We start from the raw sequence: 16,414 nt of genomic DNA, 5'->3' as shown, positions 1-16,414 counted from the left end.
GGCAGCACGGAGAAAGGTTCATGAGGATCGGCCTCGTCAATGATCTGCCGATGGCAGTCGAGCTGCTTCGGCGCATTGTCGTCTCGACAACCGAGCATGCGGTCGCCTGGATCGCGGTGAACGGGCGCGAGGCCGTGGAGGCGTGCCGGCACGACAGGCCCGATCTGATCCTGATGGATCTGAACATGCCCGAGATGGATGGCGTGACGGCCACCCAGAGGATCATGGCGGCGACGCCTTGTCCCATTCTGCTGGTGACCGCGAGCGTCGATGCCAACGTCTCCGGCGTCTATGAGGCGATGGGCCATGGCGCACTGGACGCGGTGGACATTCCCACCGTGGGGGCCGACGGCAACGCCTCTGCTCAATCGGCGGCGCTGCTTGCCAGGATCGCGATGATCGGCAGGCTCTCGCGCGATGTCGCCCCCGTCACCCGGACTCAGGCTCCGGCCCGCACCGCCGCATCGTCGGCGCAGCAACTGATCGCGATCGGTGCTTCGGCGGGGGGGCCTGCCGCCGTGGCTTCACTGCTGGGCGGACTGCCGCGCGGCTTTCCGGCTGCGCTCGTTCTCGTCCAGCACCTCGATGCCCATTTCGTACCGGGCTTCGCCAGCTGGCTCGGCCAGCACACTGCCCTTTCCGTGCGTGCCGCCATCGAAGGCGACAGGCCAGAACCGGGAACCGTGCTGATCGCAGCGAGTGGCGATCACCTGGTCTTCAAATCGGGCAACGACCTCGGCTACAGGGCCGAACCGCGCGACTACGTCTACAGGCCATCGGTCGACGTGTTCTTCGAAAGTGTCGCGCAATGGTGGCAGGGAGATCTGGTGGGGGTGTTGCTCACCGGCATGGGCAGGGACGGCGCCCGTGGCTTGAAGCTCCTGCGCGACAGGAAACACTTGACCCTGGCGCAGGATAGGGCGACGAGCGCCGTTTACGGAATGCCCAAGGCAGCCGCTGCGATCGATGCAGCTTCCGAAATTCTACCGCTTGCCGCGATTGCGCCGCGCCTTGTCGAGGCGTGCCGTCGGTCGTTCTGAAGAGGTTGTCTTGATGACAGGCGAACCGAACCTCATCATGTCTTCCGTGCCCCCGCCGGCGGACAACTACATGTCCATGATCCTGCTGGTCGACGACCAGGTCATGGTCTGCGAAGCCGTGCGGCGAGCGCTGGCCAGCCAGCCCGATCTCGATTTTCACTACTGCACCGACCCCCTGGCGGCGATCAAGGTCGCCGAACAGGTGAAACCGACCGTGATCTTGCAGGACCTCGTCATGCCGGGCGTCGATGGGCTGGATCTGGTGCGGCAGTATCGCAAGCATCCATCGATCCACAACGTTCCCGTCATCGTTCTCTCGACCAAGGAAGACCCGGCGACCAAGAGCGAGGCATTCCAGGCGGGCGCGAACGACTATCTCGTCAAGCTCCCGGACACGCTCGAGCTGATCGCCCGGGTGCGCTACCATACCCGCGCCTATCTCGATCACGTCCAGCGCGACGAGGCCTATCGGGCGCTGCGCGAAAGCCAGCGCGAGCTGATGCGGGTCAATCTCGAACTCGAGCGCCTGACGCGGATCGACGGGCTGACCGGACTGGGTAACCGCCGCTACTTCGACGAGTATCTGGCGGCGGAGTGGAAGCGCTGCCTGCGTACGCAGCATCCTCTGTCTGTCCTGATGATCGATGTCGACCACTTCAAGCGCTACAATGATGCTTACGGGCATCTCGCCGGCGACGAGGTGCTGAAGCAGGTCGCCAATGTGATCCAGGGCGGCTGTTCCCGCTCGACGGATCTGGCCGCGCGCTTTGGCGGCGAGGAGTTCGTCGTCATCCTGACGGACGTCTCGCAGGACGGAGCCCGGCACGTTGCGGAGCGGCTGGTTCAGGGGGTGCGGGATCTGAGCATCGCGCACGGCACGGGCCGGGTCACGATCAGCGTGGGCATGGCAACGACGATGCCTCATGAAGGCGGCGAGCCGGCGAAACTGGTCAATGCCGCCGATCTCGCGCTCTTCCGCGCCAAGAACGAGGGGCGGGATCGTTCGGTTTCGTCGGAAATCTCCGCGGTGCCATAGCGTCGTCGGACCGGAAATCGTATCCGGCCCGATGATCTCACCCTTTGTGTTTGCAGAGGCTGACACAGTCGGATCGAAACTGGCCGCTCACCCGGTATTGCGCAGCCCGGCGGCGATGCCGTTGATCGAGATCAGGATGCCGCGGCGGGCCTTCTCGTCGATCTGGCCGGAGCGCCAGCGGCGCAGGAGCTCGACCTGGAGATGGTTGAGCGGGGCGATGTAGGGGAAGCGGTGGATGATGGAGAGCGCCAGGGCCGGATTATCGGCAAGGCGCTGCGTCTCGCCGGTAATGGTCGCGATCGCCTGAACCGTCCGGGTCCATTCCGCTTCGATCTCGCCGAAAATGCGCTGGGCAAGGTCGCGATCCGGGACGAGGCCGCAATAGCGCCGGGCGATGCCGAGATCGGCCTTGGCCAGGACCATGTCCATGTTGGACAGAAGCGTGCGGAAGAACGGCCACTCCGCACTCATGCGCTGCAGCAGCGCGACGCGCTCTCCGGGCGCGGCGGCGATGAAGCCCTCGACCGCGGAGCCGAAACCGAACCAGCCGGGCAGGGCCAGGCGACTCTGGCCCCATGAAAAGCCCCAGGGGATGGCGCGCAGATCCTCGATCGAGCGCGTCGCCTTTCGCGAAGCCGGGCGCGAACCGATATTCAGCTCGGCGATCTCGGTGATCGGCGTGGCTGAATAGAAATAATCGGTGAAGCCTGGCGTGCCATAGACCAGCGCCCGATAGGCCGCCATGCTGCGCGCGGAGAGTTCAGCCGCGGTGTCGAGAAATTCGGGCGCGGCCTCGTTGTGCGGCTGCAGCAGCGTGGCCTCTAGCGTCGCTGCCAGCAGGGTTTCCAGATTGCGCCGTCCGATCTCCGGATTGGCATATTTGGCATTGATCACCTCGCCCTGCTCGGTCAGGCGGATCTGCCCCTTCACGGTGCCGGGAGGCTGGGCGAGGATGGCCTGATAGCTCGGCCCGCCGCCACGCCCGACGGTGCCACCGCGGCCATGGAACAGCCGCAGCGTCAGCCCTGGCTTGGTCTCGTAGAAGCGGGCCAGTGCCGTCGACGCGCGATAGAGTTCCCAGTTGGAGGTGAAGTAGCCGCCGTCCTTGTTGCTGTCGGAGTAGCCGAGCATGATGTCCTGCTCGCCACCGGAATTGCGGATCAGCGCCTCGATGCCCGGCTGGTCGTAGAAGCTGCGCATGATCGGCTCGGCGGCGCGCAGATCGCCGATGGTCTCGAACAGCGGCACCACGATGAGTTCGACACTGGCCGGCGTTGCCTCGCCGGGCGCAAGCGTGCCCGCCATCAGGCCGCACTCCTTCTGGAGCAGCACCACCTCCAGCAGGTCGCTGACCGTTTCGGTGTGGCTGATGATGTAGTGGCGGATGGCATCAGGGCCGAAATCCGCGCGGATCTGCTTGGCCGCCTCGAAGATCGCGAGTTCACCCTCGGTCTCCGGGGTGTAGGCGGCGTTGCGCACACGAAGCGGGCGCGGATCGGCCAGCAGGGAGAGCAGCAATGCGCGCTTGGCGTCTTCCGGGAGGGAGCCATAGCGTGGCTCGATGCGGGCCGTGGCCAGCAGCTCGGCGATGACCGCCTCGTGCTTGTCCGAACTCTGGCGCAAATCGATGCTGGCCAGATGGAAGCCGAAGACCTCCGCTGCGCGCAGCAGGGGCGAGAGCCGCGCTGCCAGGAGCAGGCTGCCATGGTGCGATTGCAGGCTGTCGGCAACGATGCGCAGATCCGCCACGAAATCCGCGGGCGCCGCATAGGGCGCGCTCGGTGCCACCGCATGACGGAGCGCCTCGGTGCCGGTCAGCTTGCGCAAGCTCGCCGCCAGCCGGGCGTAGATGCCGATCAGGGCGCGGCGATAGGGTTCGTCGGCGCGATGGGGATTGTCGTCGCCGGAGCGATCGGCAAGGTCCCGCAGCGCCTGCGTGCTGCCGACCAGCGTGTTGGAAACCGGCAGTTCGGCACCGAGCTCATGCACCTCGGTCAGGTAATGACGCAATGCCGTCTCGGCCTGGAGGCGAACCGCCATCAGCAGGGTATCGGCGGTGACATTGGGATTGCCGTCGCGATCGCCCCCGATCCAGCTTCCCATCCGGAAAAAGCTCGGCACGCGGGCGCCAAGCAGGTCCTCCAGCTCGGCATAGAGGCGCGGGATCTCGTGCAGGAACGTGGCGCGATAATAGCTCAGCACATTCTCGATCTCGTCGCGCACGGCAAGCTTGGAGTAGCGCAGCAGCCGCGTCTGCCAGAGCTGGGCGATGCTGGCTCGTAGTGCCGTCTCGTTGCGGGCGCGGGCGCGCAAGCCGCGCAGATTCGGCCGGGCGGCGAGCAACTCGGCAATGGTGCGCTCGGCGTCGAGAATGCTCTTGCGCTGAACCTCGGTCGGATGCGCGGTGAGCACCGGCGACACCAGGCTGCGCGAGAGGGCGCGTTCGATGGCCGGCGCCCTGACGCCGGCCTGCGCGAACAGCTCGAAGCTGTGCGCCAGGCTGCCATCGGGATGAGCGTCAACCGCCTCCAGATCGGCCTGCCGGCGGAGCTGGTGGCAATCCTCGGCGAGATTGGCGAGATGCGAGAAATAGGTGAAGGCGCGAATGACGGAAACGGTCTCTTTCGGACTCAAACGCGCCAGCAGCGTGTCGAGGTCGCGACCGGCCTCGACATCGGCCTTGCGCTGGAAGGCGACCGAGAGCCGCCTGATCGCCTCGATCAGCTCGAAGGTCTGCTCGCCTTCCTGCTGCCGCACGGTGTCGCCGAGGATCTGTCCGAGCAGGCGGATATCCTCGAACAGGGGCGGGGCGTCGGCGGGGCCGGCAATCTGATCCGGCCGCGGATCGATGGCGGTGACAGGCAAGGGCGCCTCGCGAGGAAAAAGGGCCGATATGCGGCGTTCCCAGTCATCGCAGCATGACTCATGCCGCCTTGCCAAGCTTCATTGTGCAGCGCAACCGCGCCCGACAGACCGAGGGCGGTGATCCAGCAGCCGGATTTCTCTGAAAACGGATTCTTGCGGGCCGGTCGTCTGAAGGATGGGCAGGCAGCCTGCCTTCCAGTGCGGCGTTCCTGTGCTGACGGCTGCGGCGACGAGGACGCGGTTGCGGCGATGAATATTCTGCGCATTGCAGAACAATCGAATGGGCGAGCGGTGATTTTCTTGTATTTAATATATAAAGTGTACTCATATTTGAAATAAGATGTATAGTGTGGTTTTTATAGTAAAAAAGTATGCGGGATGCGCAAAATTTAGGCAGCCTGTAATAGGTATGCTGATGTATAGGTTCAATTATCGGGTGTTGAGTCATAATTACATCCCGATATATTTCGAGTTTATCTATTCGATGATCTGAGGCGGATAATGCGACCTCATGCGAGCAGGGGGGCAGCTACGGACTTTGGTTGCGTACTTGGCACGACCTTCGCCGCTTACTAAGCCCCGACCGGCAGAACTAAAGGTTAGCGTGGAGACGCATGCTGGTTCACGTCGGCAAGAGGGGCAGAAGATATGTATCTTTCGCGCGAGACCACTGGCATCCGGTTGAAGGAAGCTGAGCGCGCTCTGGAAAACCGGCTCGAGATCGTCAAGGCCCTCTCGGTGGGGCAGATCACCAAGCGCGACCTGCTGCGCTGGGGCTATTTCACAGCCGGCGGGTTGCTGATCGCGAAGAACGGGCTCAGCCCCTTTGCGACGAGCGCCTATGCCCAGGTGCCGACCGGGGCGCCGCGCAGCCCGATATTCGGAGCCGTCAAATTCCATGATCCGATGCCACGGGCGGAAGTCCAGAAACCGGTCCCGCTTCAGCGCATGTCGAATGGCGATGCTGCCTGGCAACTCGCTGGGGGAGGCCAGGAGCTTCCGGCCAGGAACTTCTCCTATCATACCGACTTCAGCAACTCTGGCGGTGCGCTCTACCGCAACCCGGTCACCAATGTCGGGCCTTTCGAGGGGCGCCCGCCCGGAGAGTTCTTCGCGCATCAGCGTTGGGAGGAACTCTATCCGAAAAAGGGCTACCTGCTGTCTCTGGGACAGATTGGGGCGGGCAGCCGCTTCTGCGAGGAAATGCCCGAGCAGGACGCGGCTGCCATGTGGACCTTCGGTCCGCGCCAGCCCGGCCAGACGGGAAGCACCACGGGCCTGCGCACGGGCCTCGGCCGTCCGATTCTGATCAAGGCTCGCTATGGCGAGCCGATCCTTGCCCGAATCTATAACGATCTGCCGGAAAACCGCCAAACCAATGGTGGCTTCGGGCGGAACGAGATCTCGATCCACTTCCATAACGCGCATAATGGCGCGGAGAGCGACGGCGCCTGCAACGCCTACCATTTCCCTGGGACCTTCTATGACTATCACTGGGCCATGGCGATGGCCCGGCGCGACATGCCGAGCGTCTGGCCGACGGGCGATCGCGACTATGCCCGCAAATGCTCCGGACCCGACGATGGCGAGGGCCTCGTCCAGGTTCCCGGCGATTTCCGCGAGATCCAGGGCAGTCAATGGTTCCACGACCACCGCTTCTTCTTCACGGCGGAAAATGTGCACAAGGGCGTCTTCGCACTGTGCAATATCTATAGCGGGCCGGACAGGGGTCGGGAGGATCTCAATGACGGCATCAACCTGCGGCTGCCGAGCGGATCGCAGTTGAAATGGGGCAATGTCGATTTCGACGTGAATCTCGCGATCTCGAATCCGGCCTTCGATACCAGGGGCCAGTGCCGCTTCGATATCTTCGATTCCGATGGCTTCCTCGGCGACGTGCTCTGCGTCAACGGCACCTATTATCCCTATTTCGAGGTGCTGCCGCGACGCTACCGTTTCCGCTTCCTGAATGCGGCGATGGCGCGCTTCGTCAAGCTCCTGCTCGCGGTCAACAAGAGCAGGCGATTTTCGCAGGGCACGAAGGTGCCGTTCTACTTCATCGCCAATGACGGCAACCTGGTGGTCAATCCGATCGCCCTGACCGAACTGGACGAGATGGGCCCGGCCGAGCGCTACGACATCGTCGTCGATTTCTCCGCCTTTGCGCCGGGCGACAGCGTCTATCTCATGAACATGCTGGAGCAGACCGACGGGCGTAAACCCAAAGGCACCGTCTCGATGGACAAAGCCTTCAAGGGCCGGGACGACGACCCCTGCGTCGGCCCGTTCCTCGAGCTCAGGGTCGTGAGCCAGGTCCAGAGCGTCGACAATCCCGGCAAGGTCTACAACGCCAGCAATCCGCTCGATGCCGATCGCAGCGCCAATTTCGCCGATCCCGACTGGAAATCCGGGGTCAAGACCCTGACGACCCAGATCCCGATCGTCGCACCCGTTCGCGAGCGGGTGATCGAGTTCGGCCGGTCGGGAAGTGGCGATTCACGCGGGGCGGACGGTCAATGCATTCCCGACTGCGGCGATAAAGAGGAGTTCCCCTGGACCATCAAGATCAACGGCGAGCGAGCGCATTCGCTCAATGCCAACCGCATTTCCCTGCTGGTCCCCAAACCCGGAGAAGTGGAGCACTGGACCCTGGTCAATGGCGGCGGCGGCTGGGACCACCCCATCCACCTCCACTTCGAGGAAGGCGTCACCATCGATCGCGGCGGCGCGCCCATCCCTGCGACGGAGCGGCTGGTGCGCAAGGACGTCTGGCGCCTGCGGCCCTCCGGCAAGGTGAAGTTCCAGGTGCGCTTCGGCGAGTTCGGCGGCTCCTATGTCACCCATTGCCACAATACGAACCATGAGGATTTCGCGATGCTGCTGCGCTACCAGCTGCTGACCCCGAAGCCCGGCGATCCGGACTTCAAGGGGCAGCCGCAGTACCAGCTGACGATGACGCCGATCCCGACGCCGAACGGCGTCGTCTGGAAACAGCCCGAGGTTCTGCCCGAAGGCGATCCGACCAGGCTCAGGGTCGCAACGCGCACCTGACCCTGGAGCACAAGTCTCGACGCCGGGCAGGTACTGCTCTGCCCGGCGTGAGGGACAGGTGGCATCGGGCTGCTCCGGCACGGTTATTTCAGCAACAGGACAGCCGGACCCGCGCCTTGAGGGGCCGGAATTGGTGCGACGCGCCTTCCATCTTCGCCGCCGCCTTTCAGATGCGTGACCGGCGCGAGTTTCCGTGCCCCCGGGACAGCTCGGACAGGGTGTTCCGTTCCACGCTGATCGGCGCCTGCCTCGGCCTGGAGGCCGCAGCTCGGGATCGTGCAGGCCGGGGATTCCAGTCATCAGCGCCAAGTCTCGAACGGGGCGGCTGCGCAGGATGACGTAGTGGCGCTTTCCCGCAGCCTGCCCCGAAGGAGGCGAAGGATAGCCACGGCTCTGGTTGCGCTCGCCAAGACCTTCACCCCGGTCTCCATTCGCGACCGATCTCCTTGCGCATGCGGTGTGGGGAGAGGGGCTGGATGGCGGCGCACGGAATGCGCGTCGTGACGGCAGGATGCTGCGCCTCGGAACGGCTCCCGGGGAACTGGCCAGCCAGGCCGGCAGCCCGAGGCCACACGCGCGAGGGACCTTGGTCGGTAGTGCAGGGGTTTAAGTCTGCAAACACGGCCCTACCAAACTCGGTCGAGACCCCGGACGCTGGTCGGGAAACAACATCCGACATAGTCCTCTAACGACCAGTTTTGCCCCCATGCATCATGCTGACCAAGCGATAGGCTCCATGACGAGCTGAAGCGCTGTCCGATCGAGTTCTGGCCACCATTGGAAGGGAGTGGCCGATTCCAAGATTAGCGTTCTGTCTAAACGACGATATCTGACGAAACTTCACGATTAATTCCACGTAATAACGTTGGCTAATCAAATTAAACGCCGCGAACCGCAGGTTTCGCGAACGATAAACCGTGTTTTGCTCCAAGGGGATGGGTTATGTTCAAACTGGTACAGCATGATCTCGAGTTCGTCCTGAAGCAGATCAAGATCGGCGAGGCCAATGCCAACGGCGCGGCGCTGACGGAAATTCGGATCGACCCGGTAACAGGCGAAGTCGTCACCGCCGCCAATCAGTATGGCGCGGATGGCGCCTTCCTTGGAGACCAGACCTGGGCGCGGGCCATCCCCGATCCGCAGACGCCGTTCGGTATCCGCACGGTCGACGGCACCTACAACAACCTGGTTCCCGGCCGCGAACTCTGGGGGGCCTCCGGCCAACCCATGCCGCGGCTCTTCGAGTCAGGGGCGTACCTCAATGAGGGCGATAGCGATCCGGTGAGTTTCGGCCCCGGCATTTCGTTCAGCAACAGCAACTACACGCCGGGCACGCCAAGCGGGAGTCCGTTTGTCGCGAATGGTTCGGTGACGGATGCAGACCCCCGCCTCATCTCGAACCTGATCGTCGACATGAGCCTGAACAACCCGGCGGCGATCGTCGCTGCGCTCACCTTCGCCGGATCGGAGGCCATCCACGGCGCGGGCGGCGACCTTGCCGCTGTTCAAGCCCTGGCCGCCCAATGGCAGCCCTATATGGATGTCCTGACCAGCCCGACGACAACCCCGGACGAGAAGATAACGGCGATGGAAGCCGTCAATCTCTTGATCGCTCCTTACGACGTCGAGGTCGACGAGACGGGCTCCCTGGTCATTCCCAACGTTGCTCCCGATGAGGGGCTGTCGGCGCCGTTCAACGCCTGGATGACCTTCTTCGGCCAGTTCTTCGACCATGGCCTCGATCTCATCAGCAAAGGCGGCAACGGCACCATCTATGTCCCGTTGCAGCCCGACGATCCGCTCTACGTCGAGGGCAGCCCGACCAATTTCATGGTGCTCACCCGCTCGACGTCGGTCCCCGGCGCAGACGGGGTCGATACGCAGCGCAACGTCACGACATCCTGGGTGGACCAGAACCAGACCTACACCTCGCATGCCTCGCATCAGGTCTTCCTGCGCGAATACAAGGTCGATCCGGGGACCGGATTCCCGGTTGCGACCGGCAGGCTGCTCGACGGCACCGGCCCTAATGGCGAAAAGAACGGCCTGCCGACCTGGGCGGACGTCAAGGCCCAGGCGCTGATGCTCGGCATCGAGCTGACGGATCGCGATGCAACCAGCGTGCCGCTGATCCGTACGGACGCCTACGGGAACTTTATTCCCGATGCGCAGGGCTTCGCCCAGATCATCACCAATATCGGTGGTGACGGCATCCCCAACACCGCCGACGATACGGTCGTTTCCCGTGGTGCGACTGGTAGCCCTGTCGATAGCTGGGAGGTCGGCGCGGTGCGCACGGCCAACGCGTTCCTCGACGACATCGCCCACAACGCGGCGCCGGTGTTCGGTGACCATGACGGTGATCCGGCGACGCCGCCTCAGTTGATCGCCGATGCGGATTCGGACACTGGTAACGATGTCCTGGTCGGTCCTCGCGGCAACAATCTCGAATACGACAACGAACTCCTCGACCGCCACTTCATCACCGGCGATGGCCGCGGCAACGAGAATATCGGCCTGACTGCCGTCCATCACGTCTTCCATTCCGAGCACAACCGCCAGGTCGAAGCTCAGAAGTTGACGATCCTGCGCAGCGGCGACCTTGCCTTCATCAATGAGTGGCTGAGCACCGACCTCAACCCCAACGAGCTGCCCGACAATTTCGCGAGCATGAGCGCCCTCGCGCAGACTGCCTACGCCAGTACCCTCAACTGGGATGGCGAGCGCCTGTTCCAGGCCGGCCGCTTCGCGACCGAGATGCAGTATCAGCATCTGGTCTTCGAGGAATTCGCCCGCAAGATCCAGCCGGCCATCGACCCGTTCGTGTTCAACTCGGTGACCGACATCGACCCGTCGATCTTCGCCGAATTCGCCAATGTCGTGTACCGCTTCGGCCATTCGATGCTGACCGACAGCATGCCGCGCGTTTACGTCGATGCGAACGGCAACATCACGGGAGGGGACGACGAGGGCCTCATTGCCACCTTCCTCAACCCGGTCGCCTTCAACAACGATGGCGCGATTACGGCCGAGCAGGCTGCGGGCGCGATCGTCCGCGGCATGACCGTGGAGCGCGGCAACGAGATCGACGAGTTCATCACCGGAGCGGTGCGCAACAACCTGCTCGGCGTCCCGCTCGACCTCGCGGCGATCAACATCGCCCGCGGCCGCGACACCAACATGCCGACGCTCAACGAGGCACGCGAGCAGCTCTATGCTGCCACCGGCTCCTCCTTCCTCACGCCCTATACAAGCTGGGTCGAGTTCGCGGCGAACCTCAAGAACCCGATGTCGGTGGTGAATTTCATCGCCGCCTACGGCACGCATGCGTCGATCACCGGCCAGGTGGTCGTTCCGGTCACCCCGGCGAATCCTTCAGGGTTGCGCGACAAGACCGTCGCCGAGAAGCGCGACGCTGCGATGAAGCTCGTCTTCGGCGGCGACGATGCTCCGGCCGATCGGCTGGACTTCCTGAACGCGGCCGGCATCTACGCGCCGGATGGCGCGGGGCCGAACAACGACTCGCGGGGCGGCCTCAACAACATCGATCTCTGGATCGGTGGCCTGGCCGAGAAGAAGATGCCGTTCGGTGGCTTCCTCGGCTCGACCTTCAACGCCGTGTTCGAAGCGCAGATGGAGAATCTGCAGGACGCCGACCGTTTCTACTATCTGACCCGCACGCAGGGTCTCAACGCCCTCAACGAGCTGGAGCAGAATTCCTTCTCCAAGATGATCATGGCGAACACCGACATCTCTCAGCCCGGGCCTGACGGGATCCGGGGCACGTCGGACGATATCATTTCGCGCCATATCGGCGTCGATTCCTTCGCCACTTACGACTTCGTCTTCGAGGTCGATCCGACCAAGCAGCAGGACTACGACCCCGCCAACGAGAGCCTGTCCGGTGTCGATCCGACCGGCAACGATCCGGTGCTCGAGGCGATGGGCCTGGGCAAGGTCATCCGCAACGATCCGAACACGCCCGGCGCGGACACCAACTACTTCCGCACCTTCGGCGGCGAGCATGTCGTGGTGGGCGGCACGAACGGCAACGACACCATCATCACGGATTTCGGCGATGACGGTATCTGGGGCGATGCCGGCAACGACCGCATCGAGTCCGGCGCCGGCGTCGATCTTGTCCTCGGCGGTGCCGGCGACGACATCATGACCGACTCGGGCGACACCGGCGACTTCCTCAAGGGCGAGGAGGGCAACGACGTCATCGCCAACTCCAACGGCATCGACATCCTGATGGGCGGCGACGGCCAGGATGCGGTCTTCGTCGGCGTCGACGATACCGAGGTGTTTGCCGGCGCCGGCAACGACTTCGTCCTCGGCGGCGACGGCGTCGATCTGCTGATGGGCAACGAGGGCGATGACTGGATCGAGGGGGGCGGCGGCTTCGACACCACGGCCGGCGACAATTCCGACCTCTTCTTCAACTCGACCATTCTCGGCCACGACGTGATGTTCGCCGGCTCGGAGGAGAATGATTTCGACGGTGAATCCGGCGACGACATCATGGTGCAGGGCGAAAGCGTCATGCGCAGCGAGGGCATGTGGGGCTTCGACTGGGCGATCCACAAGGGCAATGCCGAGGCGGCCGAGTCCGACCTGACCAAGCCGATCTTCACCACCGACGAGGAGGACATCCTGCGTGACCGTTTCGATACGGTCGAGGCGCTCTCGGGCTGGGTCCATGACGACATGCTCTGGGGCGACAACCGCGGCGACGTCTCCGCCGGCGAGATCGACGCCAATCCCGCCCTTGCCGCGGCCGAGAACACGATGGTCGGCCACGAGCTGACCCATGGCGGCGTCGCTCGCATCGCCGGTCTGGCTGCCATTCTCGGCAACTCGGCCACGCCGACCAACAATGCTTTGTTCGAGGGCGGTGTCGCCTTCCAGGACGGCAACATCCTGCTCGGCGGCGCCGGCACCGACACCATCCAGGGGCGCGGCGGCAACGACATCATCGATGGCGATGCCTGGCTCAACGTGCGGATCAGCATCCGCGCAGTCGGGTCGACACAAGAGATCGCGACGATCGACAGCCTCAAGCATACCTTCACGGCGGGCGCCGGCATTCCGGAGGCCTGGGTTGGAAAGAGCCTGTCCGAGTTGATGATCGCGCGGGTCATCACCCCGCTGCAGCTCAACATCGTCCGTGAGGTTCTGGGCCACGGCGACGGCATCCCGAGTGGCGAACCCGGCATCGACACGGCGGTCTACTGGGACGTCGTCGACAACTACACCTTCAGCCGCGGCGCCGACGGCTCCTATATCGTCTCGCATACCGGCTTCGACCAGGCCAATCGCCCGGACGGGACGAACTTCGTCTCCGACGGCATAGACAAGCTCTGGAACGTCGAGCGGCTCCGCTTCTCGGACGGCAATGGCGGCACGGTCGACATTCCCATCAGCCAGCTGTTCAACGAGCTGCCGACCGGCGCGCCCGTGATCAGCGACCTGACGCCGACCGAGGGCCAACCGCTCTCCGTCGCCACCGGAACGATCCAGGACGGCAACGGTCTGGGCACATTCTCCTATCAGTGGCAGGTCTCCGAGAACGGCGGCACGACCTGGACCAACATCGCCAACGCCACCACCGCGACCTTCACGCCCACCGATGGCGGCGCCGGCCAGGTCGGCGACATCCTGCGCGTCCGCGTCAGCTTCACCGACGGCGCCGGCAACCTCGAGACGGTCTTCTCGCTGCCGACCGGCGTAGTCGGCGACGACTTTAACGGCCTCCCGTTCGTCAACAACACCTTCAACGGCACGGCTGGCGATGACATCGCCGATGGCGTTTCTCCCATCTTTATCGGCGGCAACGACACGCTGAACGGCAATGGCGGCAACGACATCCTCAACGGCGCCGGCGGCACCGATATCCTGAACGGTGGCGCTGGCAACGACCGGCTCGATGGCGGGACCGGCACAGACGCCGCGGTCTACGCCGGCTCAGTCCGAAACTTCGGCTTCGGCCTCAACGGGACGGGGCAGCTCGTCGTCACCGACCTCGTCCCCGGCGCGACGAACGAGGGTGTCGACACGCTGACCACGATCGAGCAGTTGCGTTTCGCCGGGACCACCTACGCCCTCCTCAACGGGTCCAATGGGATCAACGTCACTACCGGGAGTGGCAACGCCGACATCATTCTCGGACATGGTGACAATGACACCCTGAACGGGGCCGGCGGCAACGACGTCATCTCCGGCGGTGCCGGCAATGACACTGTCACCGGTGGCGCGGGCAATGATCTCGCCCTGTGGCGCGTCGGAGACGGACGCGATCTGATCAACGGCGACACGGTTGCCGCCAACATCGCGGGCACCGTCGACACCGTCCACATCATGGGTGACGCAACCGCCGAAACCTACCGGATCTACTCGCGGGCCGAGGCGATCCTGGCTGGAATCGCCGTCGCTGCGGCCACCGAGATCGTCATCACCCGCAACGGAACAAACACCGCGTCCGTCATCGCGGAACTCGACAACATCGAGGAGATCGTCATCAACGGCCTCGGCGGTGGCGACACTTTCATCCCGATCGGCACTTTCGCGGGCACCAGTCTGCTGACCAGCACGATCACGATCGAGGGTGGATCGGGCGACGATCAGGTCGACGTCTCCTCGCTGCTCTCGGCCCATCGTGTCGTCTTCAAGTCCAATGGCGGCAACGACACCATCGTCGGAACGCTGCGGTCGCAGGACGAAATCCAGGTGGCCGACGGGACAACCCTCGCCGACTACGTCTCGACTGTGAACCCGAACGGCACGACGACGCTGTCCAACGGCACGCACTCGATCACCTACGCCACCGCCGGCGCACCGACAATCGGCGAGGACGATGATGAAGACGAGGACGAGGACGATGATGACGGCGCCGGAGGTGGCGACGACGACGATGATGATGACGACGACGACGGCGCCGGAGATGGCGACGACGATGTCGACGATGTCGATGATGATGATGATGATGACGATGACGATGACGATGACGACACCGGCTCTGGTGACGACGACGACGATGATGACGACGATTGCGGCTGTGACGACGACGACGATGACGACGGGGCCGGCACGGGGACGCCGGCTCCTGGTTCCGGCACCAACCCCGGGACGCATGTCGGGACGGGCCTGGGCGATGTCCTGATCGGGGCGGCGGGGGCCGACAACCTGATCGGCCAGGGCGGCGACGATGTCCTGATCGGCGCGGCCGGCGACGACACGCTCTCGGCCGGCGAGGGCAACGACTTCGTCGATGCCGGGGAGGGGGCTGACGGGGTCTTCGGTGGCGCCGGCGACGACGTGCTGCTCGGCGGGGCCGGCAACGACCTGATCGACGGCGAGGCCGGCAACGACCGGATCCTCAGCGGCACCGGCGACGACCGGATCTCGGCCGGCGCCGGCGACGACACGGTGGTGGCGGGTGCGGGTCATGACGTGATCGTGGCGGCGGTCGGCGACGGCAACGACGTCTATTTCGGCGATGACAGCGACGGCGGCGCGGGCCTCGACACGCTCGATCTCTCGGCGATCACGGCGAACCTGACGGTCGATCTCGGCAACGGCCTGCTCGGACGCGGCAGCGCGGTCAGCACGCAAAGCGGCAGCGACACGCTGTGGAACATCGAGAACGTCGCGACCGGCGCAGGCCACGACACGATCACGGCCAGTGCCGCGGTGAACGTGATCGAAGGCGGGGCTGGCAATGACAGCTTCCGCTTCCTGAGCAAGGAAGCGGCGGCTGGCGACACCATCCTCGATTTCCAGCCGGGCGACAGGCTCGACCTCTCCGGCATCGACGCCAATGCGGCACTCGCCGGCAACCAGAGCTTCACCCTGACCAGCGGCCCGGCCTTCACCGCCACGGCCCAGCTGGTGGTCGCCTACGAGACCCGGGCCGACGGCGACTACACCGTGGTCAAGGGCAATCTCGACGCCGACGGCGATGCCGACTTCCAGCTCAACCTGAAGGGCAGCCACACCCTGACCGGCAGCAACTTCACGCTGTAGCGGCCGGACCATTCGGCCGGCGGGCCCCGTGCCCGCCGGCCGTCATCGCCTTCCTGCACCGCCTTCCTGCCGACTGCTTCATTGTGACGGTTTGCGATCATGGCACCTTCCAAGGCACAGATTTCCGCCCGCCGCCGCGATGCCGGCAGGCTGACGCTGGGCTTCCGCTCGGCCTTCCTCTTCCTGTTCGCGGTCTCGGGGCTGATCAATGTCCTGGCGCTGACCGGCTCGTTCTACATGCTGCAGGTCTATGACCGGGCGCTGACCTCGGGCAGCGTCCAGACGCTGGCGGCGCTCTCGGCGCTGGCGATCGGGCTCTACCTGTTCCAGGGCGCCTTCGACGTGATCCGCTCGCAGGTGCTGGTCCGGGTCGGGGCCAGGCTCGACCAGGATATCG

At 64.4% G+C, this 16,414-nt stretch carries 5 protein-coding genes and 1 pseudogene; 5 read left to right on the top strand and 1 reads right to left on the bottom strand.

Annotation, left to right across the window (positions count from 1 at the left end):
• Positions 1–20 precede the first annotated feature (20 nt).
• Together FG93_RS26405 and FG93_RS26400 are read left to right on the top strand one after the other, a co-directional pair.
• Positions 21–1,040 (top strand): chemotaxis response regulator protein-glutamate methylesterase, encoded by a 1,020-nt coding sequence (locus FG93_RS26405; RefSeq protein WP_043240710.1) that lies wholly within the window; start codon positions 21–23, stop codon positions 1,038–1,040.
• Between the two features lie 13 nt (positions 1,041–1,053).
• Positions 1,054–2,076: a PleD family two-component system response regulator gene (locus tag FG93_RS26400; RefSeq protein WP_043241418.1), complete on the top strand. Its 1,023-nt coding sequence runs from the start codon at positions 1,054–1,056 to the stop codon at positions 2,074–2,076.
• A gap of 87 nt (positions 2,077–2,163) precedes the next feature.
• On the opposite strand, the gene ppc is transcribed toward FG93_RS26400, so the two are convergent.
• Entirely contained in the window at positions 2,164–4,926 is a 2,763-nt protein-coding gene (ppc, locus tag FG93_RS26395) for a phosphoenolpyruvate carboxylase (RefSeq protein WP_200878170.1), read from the bottom strand.
• 663 nt (positions 4,927–5,589) lie between these two features.
• Between ppc and FG93_RS26390 the strand changes: the two genes are divergently transcribed.
• The 3 genes and pseudogenes from FG93_RS26390 to FG93_RS26380 form a co-directional block, all read left to right on the top strand.
• On the top strand, positions 5,590–7,992 hold the full coding sequence (locus FG93_RS26390; protein WP_043240707.1) for a multicopper oxidase family protein: 2,403 nt from the start codon (positions 5,590–5,592) through the stop codon (positions 7,990–7,992).
• Between the two features lie 942 nt (positions 7,993–8,934).
• On the top strand, positions 8,935–16,017 hold the full coding sequence (locus FG93_RS26385; RefSeq protein ID WP_043240704.1) for a peroxidase family protein: 7,083 nt from the start codon (positions 8,935–8,937) through the stop codon (positions 16,015–16,017).
• 99 nt (positions 16,018–16,116) lie between these two features.
• Positions 16,117–16,414: pseudogene (locus FG93_RS26380) on the top strand (type I secretion system permease/ATPase); the annotation flags it as partial.

The organism is Allobosea sp. LC85, assembly GCF_000735605.1.
Classification (GTDB): domain Bacteria; phylum Pseudomonadota; class Alphaproteobacteria; order Rhizobiales; family Beijerinckiaceae; genus Allobosea.
This window is presented reverse-complemented; position numbering and strand designations above follow the sequence as displayed.